Source organism: Micromonospora cathayae (assembly GCF_028993575.1).
GTDB lineage: Bacteria > Actinomycetota > Actinomycetes > Mycobacteriales > Micromonosporaceae > Micromonospora > Micromonospora cathayae.
In genome coordinates, this window is sequence record NZ_CP118615.1 from 1,182,500 (window position 1) to 1,199,366 (window position 16,867).

Sequence of the window (16,867 nt, forward strand, 5' to 3'; positions counted from 1 at the left end):
CCCGCCGGTGCGCGGGTCCGGCACCCGGCGTGGGCCGGGCCGCGCCGCGCTGGCCTCAGAGCCAGTCGAACCACTCCTTCGGCAGCAGGGAGTAGCCGACGAACGCCACGATGTCGAGCAGGGTGTGTGCGATGACCAGCGGCATCACCCGGCGGGTACGCAGGTAGAACAGGCTGAACACCACGCCCATGACCGCGTTGCCGACGAACGCGCCGAAGCCCTGGTAGAGGTGGTAGGAGCCGCGCAGCAACGCGCTGGTGACGATCACCGCGGCCAGCCGCCACCGGAGCTGCCGCAGCCGGGTCACCAGGTAGCCGACCACGATCACCTCCTCCAGGATCGCGTTCTGCACGGCCGCGAGGACCAGCACCGGCACCGTCCACCACAGTTCCGGCAGCGCCGCCGGCACGACCCTGGCGTTCAGGCCGAGCTGCGCGGCGGCCCAGAACAGCGCCAGGCCGGGCAGCCCGATCAGCGCGGCCAGGCCGGCCCCCCGGGCCAGGTCGCGGCCGGGTTGTCGGGCGTCCAGGCCGAGGGTCCGGCCGGCGTCGCCGGGGTCCCGGCCCAGCAGGTGTACGGCGAGCAGCACGGGCAGCAGCGCGAAGACGATCCCGAGGAGTTGGTACGTCAGGTCCAGCCACGGTCGGGGCGACACCGAGGTGTTCAGCGCGGCGGTCTGCCGGGAGAGTCCCCCGTCGGCGGTCAGCTTGGCGATGATCGACACCGTGGCGTAGACCGCGGACTGCCCGAGCGACAGCCCGAGTACCAGCAGCGTCTCGGTGCCGAGGACCCGGCGGGACACCGGTCGGGTGAGCTCATCGGTCACCGCACCACTGTGCCCGATCAACGGCCGCCACGGCCCGTCCGGACGACCGACACCACCGGCACACCCCCGAAAGACGACCGACACCACCGGCACACCGCGGAACCGGAATCGGCCGCGTGCAGGAGATTCGCGTCCGATCGCACAGTCTGTGCGACCTGCATCGACGCTCCGTGTCCATGCTGGTGACTGCCCGATCCACCGACCTGCCGAGGGAGCGCCGATGGAGAACTTCGCGCGGCTGTTGAAGGAGAGCTGGGCCCTGGTCGAGGGGGACCGGAAGCGGCTCAGCGACTACTTCTACGCCCGCCTGTTCCTCCTCGCCCCCGACCTGCGAAAGCTCTTCCCCGTCCAGATGGCCGGGCAGGGCGACCGGCTACTGGAGGCGATCGTCACCGCCATCCACACGGTCGGCGACCCGGAGAGCTTCGACGAGTACCTGCGCGCGCTCGGCCGTGACCACCGGAAGTACCACGTCACCGCCGACAGCTACACGACCATGGGCATCGCCCTGCTGGACGCGCTGCGCACCAGCGCCGGTGACGGCTGGAACCTCGAGTACGACCAGGCGTGGCGGGACGCCTACGCGGCGATGACGGAGAAGATGCAGGCCGGCGCGTCGGCCGACACCAACCCGCCGTACTGGCACGCGGAGGTGTTGACCCACGAGCGGTACGGCCCGGACACGGCGGTGCTGACCGTCCGGGCCCTGCAGCATCCGCTGCCCTACCGGGCCGGCCAGTACGTCAGCATCGAGGTGCCCCGGCACCTGCCCCGGGTGTGGCGGACCTACTCGGTGGCGAACGCCCCGAACGCCGACAACGTCCTCGAGTTCCACGTCCGTACGCCGGGCGCGGGTTGGGTGTCCGGTGCCCTCGTCCGTCGGGTCCGGCCGGGTGACCTGCTCCGGATCGCCGCGCCGATGGGGGCGATGACGCTGGACCGGTCCTCCGAACGGGACATCCTCTGCGTGGCCGGTGGGGTCGGGTTGGCCCCGGTCAAGGCGCTGGTCGAGGAGTTGACCACGTACAACCGGACCCGCTGGGTGCATGTCTTCTACGGTGCCCGCCGGTCCGCCGACCTGTACGCGCTCGCCGGGTTGCAGGAGCTGGTGGCCGCGTACCCGTGGCTGTCGGTGACTCCGGCGTGCAGCGAGGAGCCGGGCTTCGACGGCGAGCACGGGGACATCTCCGAGGTGGTCAGCCGGTACGGCCCGTGGACCTCGCACGACTGCTTCGTCTCCGGTTCGGCGGCGATGGTCCGGGCCACCCTGCGGGCGCTGGCCGCCGACCAGGTGCCGCCGCAGCATGTCCGCTACGACACCTTCGGCGACGTGTAGTCGACGCTTCGCCGAGGTGTGGTCACAGAACTTTCCTCCCCCCGAAAAAGCCGGGTCGCGTGCCCCCGCCCCCTGGGGCACGCGACCCGGCCCCCCATCCGGCACGTCCCGGGCCCTGAGGGCATCGAGCGGGCCGTACCCGGGGGTCGCCGGCACGTCCCGGCGTCGCCGTCGGCGTCCGGATCGGCCGCCTTCAGCGCCCCCGAAGGGTCAGTACCGCCCGGTCTACGACGACGGGCCGCCGACCGGTCAGTACCGCCAGGCGTGGCCGGCCTCGCGGTACTCCTCCACGGGCACCAGCGGCACGCCGGGTGCCATCCGGTCGACGTAGAGCCGGCCCTCCAGGTGGTCGACCTCGTGTGCGACCAGTCGGGCCATCCCGAACTCGAAGGACGTGATGAGCCGGCTGCCGTCGGGGTGGGTGTGTTCCACGTCGAGTCGCAGCGGCCGGGGGACCAGGCCCCGGTGGTCGAAGAAGGAGAGGCAGCCCTCGTACTGTTCGTCGGTGTCCGGGGAGGCGTCCACCACCCGGGGGTTGAGCAGCACGACCGGGTCGGCGGACCGGTCCGGTGGGCGGACCACCACCACGGCGCAGGAGTAGCCGAGCTGCGGGGCGGCCAGGCCGACGCCCTTGCTGAACCGGTGCACCTCGTCCAGGTCGGTCAGGGCGGCGCGCAGCCGGTCCACCACGTCCCGGGCGATCTCCGCCTCGTGCGGCAGGTCGAGCTGTCGTACCGGTTGCCGGAGCAGGTCGGCGCCGCGTTGGACGATGCCGGCGGCGCGCATCCGGTCGCTGGCCCGCAGTCGTGCCCCGTCGGACGGGGAGCCGGGGTGGACCGGGGGGACGGGCGCGGCGCGGAAGCGCCACTGGAGCCGGTAGCGGGCGTTCAGCGGCGGGTTCTCGGTGGACCATTCGAAGATGGCCCGGTCGTCCTCGTCGTGCCGGGTGACCGGGGTACGCAGCGGCCCTTCCTCGGCCGAGAGCGAGGTTTCCAGCCCCCACACCTGCGGGTCGGCGGTGGCGGGCAGGTCCAGCCGGACGTCGAGGGCCCGGGTGGGCACCCGGACGGCCCGCTGGAACCAGCGTCCCCACTTCTCCTGGCCGACGCAGTATTCGTACTCGATGGTGGCCCGGTCGCCGGGGTAGAGCGGGAAGCGGCCCTCGGCGTTCTCGAACAGCAGCCAGAACTCCTTGAACGCGTCCCGGTCGTGCTTGGCCCGCCAGTGCATCGGCTCGCGTTCGCCCCGGTCGTCCCGGTACGCGCGGAGTTGCAGCTCGGCGAAGGTGAGCGGGTGGTCCCGGTGGTGCCGGTTGGAGCGGCCTGGGTCGTTCGGGTAGCGGTCGACGGCGACCCGGGCCAGGTAGCGGGTGACCGGCTCGGTGCCGGCGTTGTAGAGGGCCCGCCGGATGACGCAGTGGTAGACGTCGTCGCGGTAGGTGAGGCTGGCGAACTCGTGTTCGACGATCAGGCCGGTGCCGGGTGGCATCCACTGGCCGGGTACCGGCGCGTCGCGGTGCGGCTGGCTGGCCCGGGCGTGCCGGAGGTCGTCGTACTCCTTGAAGCGCTGCCAGATCGCGCCGCCGGCCTCCAGGACGGCTTCCGCGCGCCGGGCGAAGTCCTCGGTGGGGCGGTGCCGCCGGCTCTCCACGTGGCTGACGTACGACGGGTCGAAGCCCATGAGGGTGGCGAGCTGCTTCTTGGACAGCCCCCGCTCGATGCGGTGCCGGCCGAGCTCGGCCGCGAACGAGTCGGCTGCCCGCTCGAGGGGCGAGGTCGTCATCTGCTTCCTCATGGCCGGGAGTATCAGTTTCACGTTCGGTGGCGGAATTCGCACGGGAGTGGCACGTTGCCGACTCTCCCCTTGACAGATCGCTCCGGAACCCTCTCGGATGCCGTCCCGAATGTCCCCGGCAGGGCAGGCGTTTCCGGCATGTACCCCGGGGTATCCGGGCCGGCAGGGCCCCCGGAGTGACCGGGGACTCCCCTTCCGAGCAGCGCAATCCTTCCCCTTACCACCCGGGGCGAGTTAGGTTAGCCTTAGCTCAAAGCCGACCAGCGGGGAGAGGAGTGGGAGTGACCGCAGTCGTACCCACCCCGAGCGTCGTCAGCCCGCTCGCACCGGTCACCGCCACGTTGCGGGCCATGTTCGGCACCGACGACCTGCCCGGCCTCGTCCCGGGCCTGCTGGTCACCGACGAGTACGGCTGGTCGACGGCCGCCAGTCTGGTGGACGGGAGCCGGCTGCCCGAGCTGCTCGCCGCCGCCGCCCGGCGCTGGGGCGGCACCCCGCACGCCTGTGCCGCGCTGGCCTGGAAGTCGTACAGCTACTGGGCGGCCCTGCCGGCGGTGCTCGGCTGGGCGTCGGCCCGACGGGTGCCGCTGCTCGACCCGGCCGACGTGCTGATCCACTTCGCGGACCCCCGTCCCCTGGTCACCCTCGGCCTGCGTCGCTCGACCACCGTCGCGGTGCTGCCCGGCGACCCGCTGGCGCTGACCGCCCCGGCCCTGGGCCGGACGACGGCCGCCGACGGAACCGGGCGCCGGATGGTGGTCGACGGGGCCGAGGTACGGGTGGTGGCCGACGAGGCCGAGCTGCTCGGTCTGCTCCGCGCCTCGCTGCTCGACGCCCACCTCGGGCCGATGGTCGAGGCGATCCAGGCCGAGGTCCGCATCGGGGCCCGTACGCTGCTCGGCTCGGTCGCCTCCGGTATCGCCCACGGCGTGCTGCGGGCCGCCGACGTGTTGCCCGGCTCGGCGGTCGAGGCGGTGGACGTGCTGCTCGACACGCTCGACCTGGGTGACCTGGTGGAGCTGGTGCCCGGCCGGTCCGGAGAGCCGACCGTGCAGCGCAAAACCTGCTGCCTGGCGTTCACCCTGCCGAAGCCGAAGTACTGCCAGGGCTGCTGCGTCCGCCCCTGACCCGGCCGGGCCTGACCGCCTGGCCGCCCGGTGCTCTGTCCCCGCTGACCCCGCCGGGTCTGCCCGGTTCGCTCAGTCGAGCAGTGGTCGGACGTCCCAGAGCCACACCCCGCCGGTACGGACCGGTTCGATGCCGGTCAGCTCGGTCATCCCCCGCCGCAGCGCCTCCTCGTGCCGGTGACCGGCGAGCACCACCGCCCCGGCCCGCCAGTACCGCAGGTCGTCCACGGCGGCCACCCGCGCCTGCGGGGTGATCGGCGGCACCGCGCCGGTACGCCGGATGGTGGTGAAGAAGCCGCTGGTGGGTCGAGGGGTGGCTCCGAACAGCGCGATCGGCCCCTCGGGCGCGTCCGGACGGCGGTCCGGCCCGAGGAAGTAGCCCCGGGCGATCGGCATCTCCAGGCCGGTCACCGCGGACCAGCGCAGCGGGGCGGCGTAGTCGGTGTCCGGCATCGGCAGGGTGACCAGGCTGCGCCCGCCCGCCAGGTAGGGCCGCCACGCTCCGGAGGTGACGAACTCGGGTACCGGCTCCATCCGGGTGGTCGGCAGTGGGGTCGGTACCAGCGGCAGCAGCGCCATCACCAGTACCGTGCCGGCGGCGAACCGGATCTGCCGGCGGGCCGCCGGGTGGTCGCGGGCCAGTTCGGCGGCGCGCGCCACCCCGTACGCGAGCAGCAGCCCGACCACCGGGGTGAGCGCCAGCGCCCAGCGGGTCGGCACCACCGAGTGCAGCAGCGGCAGGTTCTCCAGGACCGCCCACGGTGCGGGCACGCCGGTGTCCCGGCCGTTGTAGCGGATCTCCCGGCCCAGTGACAGCACGGTGAAGAGCACCCCGACGGCGGCCAGGCCGAGCACCACCGCCCGGTCCCGCAGCCACCAGACCAGGGCGAGGGTCAGCACGACCAGCGGCCAGCCGAAGAAGGCGTTCTCCTCGGTGGGGTTCTTCGCCAGCCGCCCGGTGTCCCGGGGGTCGCCGGCCAGTGACTCGCCCGGCCAGGCGAAGAAGGACGCCAGGTCGCTGCGGTAGCCACGGATCAGCCGGGACAGCCCCTCGTACGCGCCGGGGCCGAAGAGCTGGACGTACAGCGGGTACGCGAGCAGGACGAGCCCGAACCCGGCGGCCACCCCCAGGCCGGCGAGGAAGGGTCGGGCGTCGCGCCGCAGGTCGGGCTGGCGGACGACCAGCACGGTGATCACGATGCCGAGCCCGACGGCGGTCATCAGCAGGATCTCCAGGTTGAGGAACGCCTGCCAGACGATGAGCAGCCCGAGCAGCAGCCCGTTGCGGAGCCACCGGCCCGGTCGGCGCAGGGCCAGCGTCCGCCAGACGATCAGTGGGACGACGTACTGGGCGACGATGTTGGGGTGGGCGTTGGCGTGGGAGATCATCGCCGGGGAGAAGGCGCAGAAGGACGCACCGATCCAGGCCGCCAGCCGGGACGGTACGAGCACCCGGGAGATGACCAGGTACCAGGCGGTTCCGGTGGCGATCATCGCGCCGGTGAGGAACAGCAGGAATGCGGCACGCGGCCCGAACAGCTCGGTGATCGGCGTCATTGGCAATGAAACGGACAATACGGAGGTGTTCGCCATCAGGTTGACGCCCTCCGGCACATTCATCCGGTCCGAGCCGAACGGGTAGGCGAAATCGGTCACCACCCGCGCACCATGCGCCATCATCCACTCGAACTGCGCCTGATCGGTGGGGTTGACCTGGCTCTCCTGGTCAGGGCGTAACCAGAATCGGGCAGTCACCCAGAAGGCCAGCAGCACGAAACTCAGCACGGCGGCGACGTCGGGCAGCCACCGCCCGGCGAGCCGTACGCCGGCGTCCGGAGCCCCCGGGTGATCGCGCTGAGCTGCGCTGGAGGACAGCGGCCAGCGGGATTCTCCCCGCCCCGCATCCGACTCCGGAGTAGTCATGACAATTCAGAGCGTAGTCAGGCCAACGGCGGCAAGGTGTGCGTATCGGAGTTCCGGCGTAGTATGTGCCAGGTTCGCCCAGTCGAAGATCTCGTACCCCCCGACGGGACCCGCAATTCGGTCATCCCGGTGACCCGATTTCCCCACCGTGCGCCCAGGTGGTTCACTCTGTCGGTTGAGGTGCGGGTCGAGTCATATGGTGAGGAATCGACGCATGGCAGAAATCACTGGGGACCAGCGCGTGCAGTCCGAGGTGCTGGAGGGCCTGGCGACAGCCGTCAACCACCGCCGCTGGTTCGTCGAGCTCGCCATTCCGTACCTCGGTGACAACCCGATCGAGATCGGCAGTGGCCTCGGTGACTACGCCCTGGAGTGGGCGCCGCACCTGCCCCGCTTCACCGCCACCGAGGCGGACCCGGACCGGCTGGTCGCGCTGAAGGAGCGGCTCGCCGACCACCCGACCATCGAGGTCCGGGAGATGCTGCTGCCGCACGACGAGCCGAACGCCGAGTACAGCGCGGCGGTGTCGTACAACGTCCTCGAGCACATCGAGGAGGACGTCGAGGCGCTGCGCAGCATGCGCGACCTGGTCCGGCCGGGCGGTGCGTTGATCATCATCGTGCCGGCGTTCCAGTTCGCGATGGGCCCCGCCGACATCGCCACCGGCCATGTCCGCCGGTACACCAAGCGCACCCTCGGGGCGGCCATGACCGACGCCGGCCTGCGGGTGGAGCGGATCCACTACGCCAACGCGCTCGGCCTGATCGGCTACTTCATGGCGACCAAGGTCTTCCGGCTCATGCCGAAGGAGGGCCCGATGGTCAAGGTCTACGACAGCACCGTCCTGCCGCTGACCAAGGCCGCCGAGCAGCTCGTCCGGCCGCCGTTCGGGCAGTCGGTCTTCGCCGTCGCCCGGGTGCCCGGCTGACCGGTCGTCGGTCACCCCGACACGCAGGGCCGCGACCCCGTGCGGAGGTCGCGGCCCTGCGGCCTAACCGGTGGTCACTCCTTCACCTGGTACGTCGGGCGGATCACCGCCCGGGCCAGGGTGTGGAAGGCCAGGTTGAACCCGATGTACGCGCAGGACGCCTCCGGCGAGACGTCCAGCTGCTCCACGTCCAGGGCGTGCACCGCGAAGACGTACCGGTGCGGGCGGTCACCGGCCGGCGGCGCCGCCCCGCCGTACCCCTGCTGGCCGTAGTCGTTGCGGACGCTGAACGCCCCACCCAGCTCCGCCTCGGCCACGCCCCGGGGCAGCTCGGTCACCGTGGCCGGCAGGTTCACCAGCACCCAGTGCCAGAAGCCACTGCCGGTCGGGGCGTCCGGGTCGAAGCAGGTGACCACGAAACCCTTCGTCTCGGCGGGGAAACCGGACCAGGCGAGCTGCGGTGAGACGTTGTCGCCCCCGACGCTGCCGTGCGCGTACGCGGCGTCCATCGGCTCGCCGTTCTGCACGTCCGTACTGGTCAGGGTGAACGCCCCGACGGTCGGCAGCAGCTCGTACGGGTCCGGGGCGATCGGTCGTTCCAGGGTCATCGGTGATCCCTCTCACTGAAGGTGGTCTGCGCCCATCTTCCTACCCCGTCCGGAGCCCGACCCGAACAACCGGACGGGTGGTGGGTCAGGCGACCGAGGCGGGGAAGCGGTCCCACACCCGGTGCAGGGCCATCAGCCGGTGTACGGCGTCGAGGGCCTCCGGGCCGGAGTCAGCGGTGACCACGCCGGGCGTACCGGCCACCCCCGCCTGGTGCAGCACGGCGGTGCCGGCCCCCCACGCGCCGATCGCCTTGGCGTGCCGCCAGCACTCCTCGACCAGCAGCAGCACCCGCGGGTCCATGGGCACCGCGTCCGGCGTACCGGCCTTGGCGTCCCGGGCCGGCAGCGCGTCCGGGGCCGGGGCGGGCGCGCCGGCCAGCAGCACCGCGTCGAACTCGACCGACCGGGCGGTGGCGAAGGTCCGCTGTACCGGCATGCCGCGCACCGTGCCACCGTGCGCGGCGATCAGCAACGGCACCATGCCGGCGCTGAACACCGCCCGTTGCACCACACCCACCCCGTCCGGGTCGGAGTCGGCGTCGATCACGATGCCGACCATCCGGCCGTCGGCCGGCCACTCCCGGCCCACCTGGGACAGCGCGGGACTCGGGGCGACCTCGGCCAGCGGCAGGGTCGGCTCGGGTACCGGCAGACCCAGCCCGGTGGCGACCTGCGCGCACAGCACCGGGTCGATGTTGGCGAGACACTGGAGCTGCCGTTCCCGGATCGCCTGGTGGTAGCACTTGCCCAGCTCGAAGGTGTACGCCCGGACGATGTGCTCCTTCTCGACCGGGGACATGCTCAGCCAGAACAGCCGGGCCTGGCTGAAGTGGTCGTCGAAGGAGGCCGGGCTGGCGCGTACCTTGGGTGCCTCCGTCACCACGACCGGCACGTCCACGAACGCGTGCTCGGCGTCGCCGGCCGGGAACGGGTTGCCGCCGTCGAGCGAGTTCGGCCGGTACGGTGCCACCCCGGCGTGTACGGCGTGCTGGTGGAAGCCGTCCCGCAGCATGTCGTTGACCGGGGCGTGCGGCCGGTTGACCGGGATCTGGGTGAAGTTCGGTCCGCCCAGCCGGGTGAGCTGCGTGTCGACGTACGAGAACAGCCGCCCCTGGAGCAGCGGGTCGTTGGTGACGTCGATGCCCGGCGGCAGGTGGCCCAGGTGGAAGGCGACCTGCTCGACCTCGGCGAAGAAGTTCGTGGGAGTCCGGTTGAGCACCAGCCGGCCGACCGGCTGCACCGGGGCGAGTTCCTCCGGCACGATCTTCGTCGGGTCGAGCAGGTCGATCCCGGCGAACGTCTCCTCCGGGGTGTCCGGGAAGACCTGAAGACCGAGTTCCCACTCCGGGTACGCGCCGGCCTCGATCGCGTCGTACAGGTCGCGGCGGTGGAAGTCCGGGTCGATGCCGCTGAGCAGCTGCGCCTCCTCCCAGGTCAGGGAGTGCACGCCCAGCTTGGGCTTCCAGTGGAACTTGACCAGCGCGGTCTCCCCGGCGGCGTCGACCATCCGGAAGGTGTGGACGCCGAAGCCCTCCATGGTCCGGTACGAACGCGGGATGCCCCGGTCCGACATGTTCCACATGGTGTGGTGCTGCGCCTCGGTGTGCAGGGAGACGAAGTCCCAGAAGGTGTCGTGGGCGCTCTGCGCCTGCGGGATCTCCCGGTCCGGGTGCGGCTTGCCGGCGTGGATCACGTCCGGGAACTTGATCGCGTCCTGGATGAAGAAGACCGGCATGTTGTTGGCGACCAGGTCGAAGGTGCCCTCGTCGGTGTAGAACTTGGTCGCGAAGCCCCGGGTGTCCCGGACCGTGTCGGCCGAGCCACGCGACCCGAGGACCGTGGAGAAGCGGACGAAGACGTCGGTCTGCTTGCCCTTGCCGAGGAAACCGGCCCGGGTGATCTTCTCGGCGGTGCCGTACCCCTCGAAGACGCCGTGCGCCCCGGTGCCCCGCGCGTGCACCACCCGCTCCGGGATGCGCTCGTGGTCGAAGTGGGTGATCTTCTCGCGGAAGTGGTGGTCCTGGAGCAGGATCGGTCCGCGCGGCCCGGCCTTCAGCGAGTGGTCCGTGTCGCGCAGCCTGGCCCCGTTCGCGGTGGTCAGGTAGGCCCCCTGCTGACCCTTGGAGGTGGCCGGCGCGCCGGTCTTGGCACCGGTCGGGGTACGCGTCTCCGGCGCGCCCTGCTCCTTCTTCGGCGGTAGCGGGTCGTGCGGGGTGGTGGGTTCCTTCAGCGACGGTGGGGCGCTGCCCGGCGCGCCGGGGGCGGCGGGGCTCAGCACGTCGGCCACCTTCTCCACGACGTTCTTGACCACCTGGGCGGGCTTGCTGGATTCCATCTGGACGGGTCCCTCCACGGAGCTGACGTTGAGCGGGATCCTTCCGCCGTACCCTGGCCCGGACGGGCAAAACGGACCAGTTGTCCCTGGTTGGGTGTCCGCCACCACCGGCCTCAGCTCCGGGCGGTGATGATCCGGTCCGCCCAAGACCGCCCAGCTTCCGTCCTGCCGACGAATCTTCGCCGGGCCGGGCGCGATGTGCGGCATCCTGGCCTCTCCGAACACGACGAGAGCCCAAGATGCCGCATCTCGTGTTGATCAACCGGTCTGGGGGCCTGATTGACGGCCCGTTCACGTCGACCGGGGCACACGAGGACCGGGTCGACATAGACGGCCACCGGTACAGTGCCGCAGCATGGGCGCACTCAAGCCATGGCACCTCGCCACGCTCTGCTGTCTCGTCACGTCGGCGGCACTGCTCGCCGGCATCGTCTGGTATGTCGTGAGCCGGGCCGGCCGCCGCTAGAGGGTGCCCGTCCAGGTGTCCCACCCGTACGACCTGGGAGCGGAGGGTGTGGGATTCGAACCCACGAGGACATCGCTGCCCTACCGGTTTTCAAGACCAGCGCCATCGGCCACTAGGCGAACCCTCCCGACGTGCCCCGCGAGGGGAACACGACGTGCCTAGTCTGCCATGACCGGGCGACTTCGCGAGTCGGCGTCCCGCCCCGGCATGGGATCATCGCGGCATGTGGGACAGTCCTTCGGTCGTGTTGATCACCGGCATCATGGCGGCCGGCAAGTCCACAGTGGCCGAACTGCTGGCCCGGCGACTGTCCCGCTCGGTGCACCTGCGCGGGGACGTCTTCCGGCGGATGGTCGTCGGCGGCCGGGCGGAGATGACCGCCGATCCGTCCGACGAGGCGTGGCGGCAGCTCCGGCTGCGCTACCAGTTGACCGCGTCGGCCGCCGACGCGTACGCCGCCGCCGGCTTCACCGTGGTCTGCCAGGACGTGATCCTCGGCGCGGACCTGCCGGCGATGGTCGACCGGATCCGGCACCGGCCGCTCGCCGTGGTGGTGCTCGCCCCGCGCCCGGAGGTGGTCGCCGCCCGCGAGCAGGGTCGCGCCAAGCGGGGGTACGGGGACTGGCCGGTCGCCGACCTGGACGCCGGGTTCCGGGCCGACACGCCCCGGATCGGGCTGTGGCTGGACACGTCCGGACATACCCCCGACCAGACGGTGGCGGAGATCATCGACCGTGCGTGGACCGAGGGCCGGATCGGGTAAGACGGAGGCATGCGTGCGATCACGATTCCGGAGCCCGGTGGACCCGAAGCGCTGACCTGGGCGGAGGTGCCCGATCCGGAGCCCGGCCCCGGCGAGGTGATCGTGGACGTCCGGGCCAGCGCGGTGAACCGGGCCGACCTGCTGCAACGGCAGGGGCACTATCCGCCACCGCCGGGCGCGCCCGCGTACCCGGGTCTGGAGTGCGCCGGGGTGGTGAGCGCCACCGCCCCCGACGTGACCGGGTGGCGGGTGGGCCAGGAGGTGTGCGCGCTGCTGGCCGGCGGCGGGTACGCGGAGCGGGTCGCCGTGCCGGCCGGGCAGGTGCTGCCGGTGCCGGCCGGGGTGGACCCGGTGGACGCCGCCGCGCTGCCCGAGGTGGCCTGCACGGTCTGGTCGAACGTGGTGCAGGTGGCCGGGTTGGCGAAGGGCGAGACGCTGCTGGTGCACGGCGGCGGCAGCGGTATCGGCACGTTCGCGATCCAGTTGGGCGCGGCGCTCGGCGCGACGGTGGTGACGACCGCCCGGTCCGGCAAGCACGACCGGCTGCGTGAGCTGGGTGCCACGCACACCGTCGACTACCGGGAGCAGGACTTCGTCGAGGAGGTGCGTCGGGTCACCGACGGGCGGGGCGCTGACGTGATCCTGGACATCATGGGCGCGGCCTACCTGGGGCGGAACGTGGCCGCGTTGGCGACCGGCGGGCGGCTGGTGGTGATCGGCATGCAGGGCGGACGTAAGGGCGAACTGGACCTGGGGGCGCTGCTGGCGAAGCGGGCCTCGGTGACCGCGACGGCGCTGCGGTCCCGGCCGCTGGCGGAGAAGGCGGCGATCGTCCGGGGCGTACGGGAGCAGGTGTGGCCGCTGGTGGAGTCGGGCGCGATCCGGCCGGTGGTGGACCGGCGGGTGCCGATGGCGGACGCGGCGACTGCGCACCGGCTGGTCGAGTCGAGTGACCATCTGGGCAAGGTGCTGCTGGTCGTCGGCCCGGCGCAGAGCTGATCGTGGTGGGGAACGGCCCCCGGGAGGGCCGTCTCCCGCCACGGTCACCGAAGTCAGGCAGAGGCGGGGTCGGAGGGGAGGAGGAGGCGGGCGCCGGGGCCCTGGCTGGCCAGGGCGTCCCCGGGGTTGTTGAGGGTGCAGCGTTGCAGGGACAGGCAGCCGCAGCCGATGCAGCCGGACAGGTCGTCCCGCAGCTTCGTGATCAGCCGGATCTTCTCGTCCAGCCGGCTGCGCCAGGCTTCGGAGAGCCGGGCCCAGTCCTGCACGCTGGGGATTCGGGACTCGGGCAGCGAGTCGAGCGCCTCCCGGATCTCCTCGAGTGAGACGCCAACCTGCTGGGCGATCCTGATGAACGCCACCCGGCGCAGTTCGGTGCGGGCGTAGCGGCGCTGGTTGCCGCCGGTGCGTTCGGCGCGGATCAGGCCGAGCCGCTCGTAGTAGCGCAGCGCCGAGGGGGCCACTCCGCTGCGGGCGGAGAGCTGGCCGATGGTCAGTGACTCGTGCATCACGTCGCCCTTGAGTTGAAGTGCGCTTCAAGTTGCAGGCTAGCCGCATGACCGTCACCATCGCCAGCACCCCTGCCCGCTCCGGCCGGCAACCTACCGGACCGCACCTCCCCGCCCCGGTCACGCCGCTGCTGGACCGCATCGCGGCCACCCGGGAGGACGATTTCACCAGCAACGTCTACTCGACCATCGACGTCCTCTGGGTGCTGTACGACCGGATCCTGCGGATCTCGCCGGAGCGGACCGACGACCCGGAGCGGGACCGGTTCCTGCTGTCCAAGGGGCACGCCGTCGCCGGCTACTACGCCATTCTCGCCGCGAAGGGCTTCGTCCCGCCGGACTGGCTGGACGACCTGCACAGCCCCACCAACCGGCTCGGCGGCCACCCCGACCGCACCCTGGTGCCCGGAGTCGAGATCGGCTCCGGTTCGCTCGGGCACGGCCTCGGCCTGGGCGTCGGCACCGCCCTCGGCCTGCGCGCCCAGGGCCTGCTCGGCCCACGGGTGTACGTCCTGCTCGGCGACGCCGAACTCGACGAGGGCTCCAACCACGAGGCCGTCGCCTACGCGGGCGCGACCGGGCTCGGCGGACTCACCGCGATCGTGGTGGACAACTCCTCCGCCACGCACGGCTGGCCCGGCGGCATCGCCGACCGGTTCACCGTGAACGGCTGGACCGCCGCCACCGTCGACGGACGGGACCACGACGCCCTGTACGCCGCCCTGACCGGGCACGACCAGCACCGGCCGCACGTCGTCGTCGCGGTCGTCGAACCGAAGGAATGAGCCGATGAGCGTACTGGCCGAAGCGCAGACCGGAGCCGTACCACCGCAGCACCACCAGGACACCGTGATGCGGGACGTCTTCGTCGACACCACCCACCAACTGCTGACCGAGGACCCGCGTACCGCCCTGGTGCTGGCCGACATCTCGGCGGACAGCTTCCAGGAGGCGGCCCGCCGGCACCCGGACCGGGTGATCAACGTGGGCATCCGGGAACAGTTGCTGGTCGGGGTGGGCGGTGGGCTGGCGCTCACCGGGCTGCGGCCGATCGTGCACACGTACGCCCCGTTCCTGGTCGAGCGGGCGTACGAGCAGATCAAGCTGGACCTCGACCACCAGGACGTGACCGCGGTGCTGGTCAGCGTGGGGGCCTCCTACGACCGGCCGGAGGCCGGACGCACCCACCTCTCCCCCGCGGACGTCGCGTTGATCGACACGCTGCACGGCTGGACGGTGCACGTGCCGGGGCACCCGGACGAGGTCGCCCCGCTGCTGCGGGCGGCGGTGGCCGCCGACGATCCGGTGTACCTGCGGTTGTCGACGATGGCGAACCGCCGCCCGTACGGCGGGAACGGGGACCTGCGGGTGGTCCGGGACGCCGGACCGGGCACGCCGCTGCTGGTGGCGGTCGGCCCGCTGCTGGACGAGGCGCTGGCGGCGGTCGAGGGGCTGCCGGTGACGGTGGCGTACACGCACCGCCCGCGACCGTTCGACACCGCCGGCCTGCGGGCGCTCGCGACCACCGAGGTGATCCTGGTCGAGCCCTACCTGGCCGGTACGTCCAGCCGGGTGGTCGCCGACGCGCTGACGGACCGGCCGCACCAGGTGCTGGCGCTCGGGGTGGGACGGAAGGACCTGCGCCGCTACGGTACGGCGGCGGACCACAACCGCTGGCACGGGCTGGACGCCGCCGGCATCCGTCGCGCGGTCGACGCCTTCCTGAGCTGAGGTGGGGCGGCTAGCTGACCGGACGGCGGCGGGTGCGTTCCCGACCCAGGATCCAGAGCGCCTCGACGCCGTCCTTCCAGGTGATCTTCTTGCCTTCCTCGCGGCCCCGCGCCCGGTAGCTGATCGGCACCTCGTACGGGCGGATGCGCCGGCGCAGCAGCTTGCCGGTCACCTCGGCCTCCATCCCGAAGCCCCGGGACCGCACGTCGAGGGAGCGGTACAGCTCGACCGGCATCAGCTTGAAGCAGGTCTCCAGGTCACCGATGTACGAGTTGAACAGCACGTTCGCCACCGTGGTGACGCCCTTGTTGCCCATCACGTACCAGAAGCTGTACGCGCTGTGACTGCCGAAGGTGCGGTTGCCGTAGACCACGGTGGCCCGGCCCTCGAGCACCGGGGCGAGCAGCTTGGGGATGTCCTGCGGGTCGTACTCCAGGTCCGCGTCGAGGATGACCATGTAGTCGCCCTCGGCGCGGGCCACCGCCGTCCGGATCGCCGCGCCCTTGCCGGCGTTACGCGGGTGGGTGATCACCCGGAGCCGGGCGTCGTCGACCCGACCGAGGACCTCCGCCGTCCCGTCCCGGCTGCCGTCGTCGACCACGAGCAGCTCGATGTCGCACGGGTACTCGACCGCCAACGCCTGCTTGAGGGCGTCCGCGATGCGTTCCTCCTCGTTGTATACCGGCATGAGGATCGAAAGCTTCACGGGTATCTCCACGCTGGCGACAGTAAGTCGGACCTAGCCTAACCTGGCGGTATTCGGCCGGAGACACGCGTCGGCAACGACGCCCCGGCGCGTCCGGTCCAGCCGGCCGCCCCCGGACCGAAGGGCTCCGAGGGCGGCCGGTCGGTGCGTCAGGATCACTTCGCGCGGGGTACGAGCACCAGCCGGGCCACGTTCGCGTCGCCGTCCTTCGCGCCGGCCACGCCGACCTTCGTACCGACCTTCACCTGGTCGGGCTGCACCGTCGTCCGGCGCTCCACCACCCGCAGGTCGTCGCCGAACCTCCAGGTCAGGGTGAAGCCGTCGGTGGACTTGACGGTCATCGAGTCACCGTCGACCGCGGTGACCTCGCCGCGCTGCACCACCACGGTCTTCGTACCGCCGTCCTTGGTCTGCACGACCGCCTCGCCGTGCAGGGCGTTGCGGCGCAACAGCACCCGGGCCCGACGCTTCTCCCGCCACTGCTCGATCCGCTCCCGGCGGGGCCGGTCACCGGCACGCTCCCCACCGGTGTTCCCGTCCGGGGCTGCCGACGACCCGGGGGCCGACGACGCGGGGGCCGACGCGGCGGCGACCGGCTCGACGTCGAGGTCGTCCGCGTCGAAGCCCAGCGCGGCGAGGGCCTGACCCTCCGCGCCCAGCGCGGCGACCACCTCGACCGCGCCGGTGGGCGTACCGTCGGCGGCCGTCGTGCCGCCGACCGGACCGCAGCCGGCGACCCCCAGCGCGACCGCCGTCAGCAGCGCGGTGGTGGCGGTGGTGGTGACGTGACCCCAGCGTCTCATCGGTGTTCCTCTCCTC

Annotated in this window: 15 protein-coding genes and 1 tRNA gene; 7 read left to right on the forward strand and 9 right to left on the reverse strand. The window is 72.0% G+C overall.

Annotation, left to right across the window (positions count from 1 at the left end; translation table 11 throughout):
* Positions 1-55: 55 nt before the first annotated feature.
* Complete coding sequence (locus PVK37_RS05435) at positions 56-826, reverse strand: CPBP family intramembrane glutamic endopeptidase (protein ID WP_275032638.1); 771 nt, start codon at positions 824-826, stop codon at positions 56-58.
* Between the two features lie 220 nt (positions 827-1,046).
* Between PVK37_RS05435 and PVK37_RS05440 the strand changes: the two genes are divergently transcribed.
* Positions 1,047-2,162, forward strand: coding sequence for a globin domain-containing protein (locus PVK37_RS05440; protein ID WP_275032639.1), 1,116 nt, complete (start codon positions 1,047-1,049; stop codon positions 2,160-2,162).
* Between the two features lie 249 nt (positions 2,163-2,411).
* Here the strand turns inward: PVK37_RS05440 and PVK37_RS05445 are convergent, their stop codons facing one another.
* Positions 2,412-3,944 carry a peptide deformylase gene (locus PVK37_RS05445; protein WP_275034970.1) on the reverse strand — a complete coding sequence of 511 codons (1,533 nt, stop codon included), beginning with the start codon at positions 3,942-3,944 and terminating at the stop codon, positions 2,412-2,414.
* Between the two features lie 362 nt (positions 3,945-4,306).
* Between PVK37_RS05445 and PVK37_RS05450 the strand changes: the two genes are divergently transcribed.
* Positions 4,307-5,083 (forward strand): hypothetical protein, encoded by a 777-nt coding sequence (locus PVK37_RS05450; protein ID WP_275034971.1) that lies wholly within the window; start codon positions 4,307-4,309, stop codon positions 5,081-5,083.
* 72 nt (positions 5,084-5,155) lie between these two features.
* Here the strand turns inward: PVK37_RS05450 and PVK37_RS05455 are convergent, their stop codons facing one another.
* Complete coding sequence (locus tag PVK37_RS05455; RefSeq protein ID WP_275032640.1) at positions 5,156-7,006, reverse strand: DUF6311 domain-containing protein; 1,851 nt, start codon at positions 7,004-7,006, stop codon at positions 5,156-5,158.
* A 214-nt stretch (positions 7,007-7,220) separates the two neighbouring features.
* Between PVK37_RS05455 and PVK37_RS05460 the strand changes: the two genes are divergently transcribed.
* A complete protein-coding gene (locus PVK37_RS05460; protein WP_275032641.1) occupies positions 7,221-7,934 on the forward strand; it encodes a class I SAM-dependent methyltransferase in 714 nt (237 codons plus the stop codon).
* Between the two features lie 74 nt (positions 7,935-8,008).
* Here the strand turns inward: PVK37_RS05460 and PVK37_RS05465 are convergent, their stop codons facing one another.
* From PVK37_RS05465 to PVK37_RS05475, 3 genes are all read right to left on the reverse strand, one after another.
* Positions 8,009-8,542, reverse strand: a complete 534-nt coding sequence (locus PVK37_RS05465; RefSeq protein WP_275032642.1) for a YbhB/YbcL family Raf kinase inhibitor-like protein — start codon at positions 8,540-8,542, stop codon at positions 8,009-8,011.
* Between the two features lie 85 nt (positions 8,543-8,627).
* Positions 8,628-10,877: a catalase gene (locus PVK37_RS05470; protein WP_275032644.1), complete on the reverse strand. Its 2,250-nt coding sequence runs from the start codon at positions 10,875-10,877 to the stop codon at positions 8,628-8,630.
* A 506-nt stretch (positions 10,878-11,383) separates the two neighbouring features.
* Positions 11,384-11,470, reverse strand: a tRNA-Ser gene (locus tag PVK37_RS05475).
* Positions 11,471-11,566: 96 nt separating this feature from the next.
* On the opposite strand from PVK37_RS05475, the gene PVK37_RS05480 reads away from it, so the two are divergent.
* Positions 11,567-12,106 (forward strand): AAA family ATPase, encoded by a 540-nt coding sequence (locus tag PVK37_RS05480; protein ID WP_275032645.1) that lies wholly within the window; start codon positions 11,567-11,569, stop codon positions 12,104-12,106.
* Positions 12,107-12,115: 9 nt separating this feature from the next.
* Positions 12,116-13,105: an NAD(P)H-quinone oxidoreductase gene (locus PVK37_RS05485; protein ID WP_275032646.1), complete on the forward strand. Its 990-nt coding sequence runs from the start codon at positions 12,116-12,118 to the stop codon at positions 13,103-13,105.
* Between the two features lie 53 nt (positions 13,106-13,158).
* Here the strand turns inward: PVK37_RS05485 and soxR are convergent, their stop codons facing one another.
* On the reverse strand, positions 13,159-13,611 hold the full coding sequence (soxR, locus tag PVK37_RS05490; RefSeq protein ID WP_275032647.1) for a redox-sensitive transcriptional activator SoxR: 453 nt from the start codon (positions 13,609-13,611) through the stop codon (positions 13,159-13,161).
* A gap of 32 nt (positions 13,612-13,643) precedes the next feature.
* Here soxR and PVK37_RS05495 point away from each other — a divergent pair, with 32 nt between their 5' ends.
* Together PVK37_RS05495 and PVK37_RS05500 are read left to right on the forward strand one after the other, a co-directional pair.
* Positions 13,644-14,396: a transketolase gene (locus PVK37_RS05495; protein WP_423791005.1), complete on the forward strand. Its 753-nt coding sequence runs from the start codon at positions 13,644-13,646 to the stop codon at positions 14,394-14,396.
* 67 nt (positions 14,397-14,463) lie between these two features.
* The gene (locus PVK37_RS05500; RefSeq protein ID WP_275034972.1) at positions 14,464-15,342 is read left to right on the forward strand and encodes a transketolase family protein; all 879 of its coding nucleotides are present in this window, start codon (positions 14,464-14,466) and stop codon (positions 15,340-15,342) included.
* 10 nt (positions 15,343-15,352) lie between these two features.
* Here PVK37_RS05500 and PVK37_RS05505 read toward each other — a convergent pair whose 3' ends face one another.
* Together PVK37_RS05505 and PVK37_RS05510 are read right to left on the reverse strand one after the other, a co-directional pair.
* A complete protein-coding gene (locus tag PVK37_RS05505) occupies positions 15,353-16,048 on the reverse strand; it encodes a glycosyltransferase family 2 protein (RefSeq protein WP_275032649.1) in 696 nt (231 codons plus the stop codon).
* Between the two features lie 155 nt (positions 16,049-16,203).
* Positions 16,204-16,851 (reverse strand): hypothetical protein, encoded by a 648-nt coding sequence (locus PVK37_RS05510; RefSeq protein ID WP_275032650.1) that lies wholly within the window; start codon positions 16,849-16,851, stop codon positions 16,204-16,206.
* Between the last annotated feature and the right edge of the window lie 16 nt (positions 16,852-16,867).

What these genes read in the sequence shown, in the direction of transcription:
- PVK37_RS05485 (WP_275032646.1), top strand. Translation starts at nt 12,116, where the DNA reads ATGCGTGCGATCACGATTCCGGAGCCCGGTGGACCCGAAGCGCTGACC.
- PVK37_RS05470 (WP_275032644.1), bottom strand. Translation starts at nt 10,877, where the DNA reads ATGGAATCCAGCAAGCCCGCCCAGGTGGTCAAGAACGTCGTGGAGAAG.
- PVK37_RS05480 (WP_275032645.1), top strand. Translation starts at nt 11,567, where the DNA reads ATGTGGGACAGTCCTTCGGTCGTGTTGATCACCGGCATCATGGCGGCC.
- PVK37_RS05460 (WP_275032641.1), top strand. Translation starts at nt 7,221, where the DNA reads ATGGCAGAAATCACTGGGGACCAGCGCGTGCAGTCCGAGGTGCTGGAG.
- PVK37_RS05455 (WP_275032640.1), bottom strand. Translation starts at nt 7,006, where the DNA reads ATGACTACTCCGGAGTCGGATGCGGGGCGGGGAGAATCCCGCTGGCCG.
- PVK37_RS05440 (WP_275032639.1), top strand. Translation starts at nt 1,047, where the DNA reads ATGGAGAACTTCGCGCGGCTGTTGAAGGAGAGCTGGGCCCTGGTCGAG.
- PVK37_RS05465 (WP_275032642.1), bottom strand. Translation starts at nt 8,542, where the DNA reads ATGACCCTGGAACGACCGATCGCCCCGGACCCGTACGAGCTGCTGCCG.
- PVK37_RS05510 (WP_275032650.1), bottom strand. Translation starts at nt 16,851, where the DNA reads ATGAGACGCTGGGGTCACGTCACCACCACCGCCACCACCGCGCTGCTG.
- soxR (WP_275032647.1), bottom strand. Translation starts at nt 13,611, where the DNA reads ATGCACGAGTCACTGACCATCGGCCAGCTCTCCGCCCGCAGCGGAGTG.
- PVK37_RS05450 (WP_275034971.1), top strand. Translation starts at nt 4,307, where the DNA reads ATGTTCGGCACCGACGACCTGCCCGGCCTCGTCCCGGGCCTGCTGGTC.
- PVK37_RS05500 (WP_275034972.1), top strand. Translation starts at nt 14,464, where the DNA reads ATGCGGGACGTCTTCGTCGACACCACCCACCAACTGCTGACCGAGGAC.
- PVK37_RS05445 (WP_275034970.1), bottom strand. Translation starts at nt 3,944, where the DNA reads ATGACGACCTCGCCCCTCGAGCGGGCAGCCGACTCGTTCGCGGCCGAG.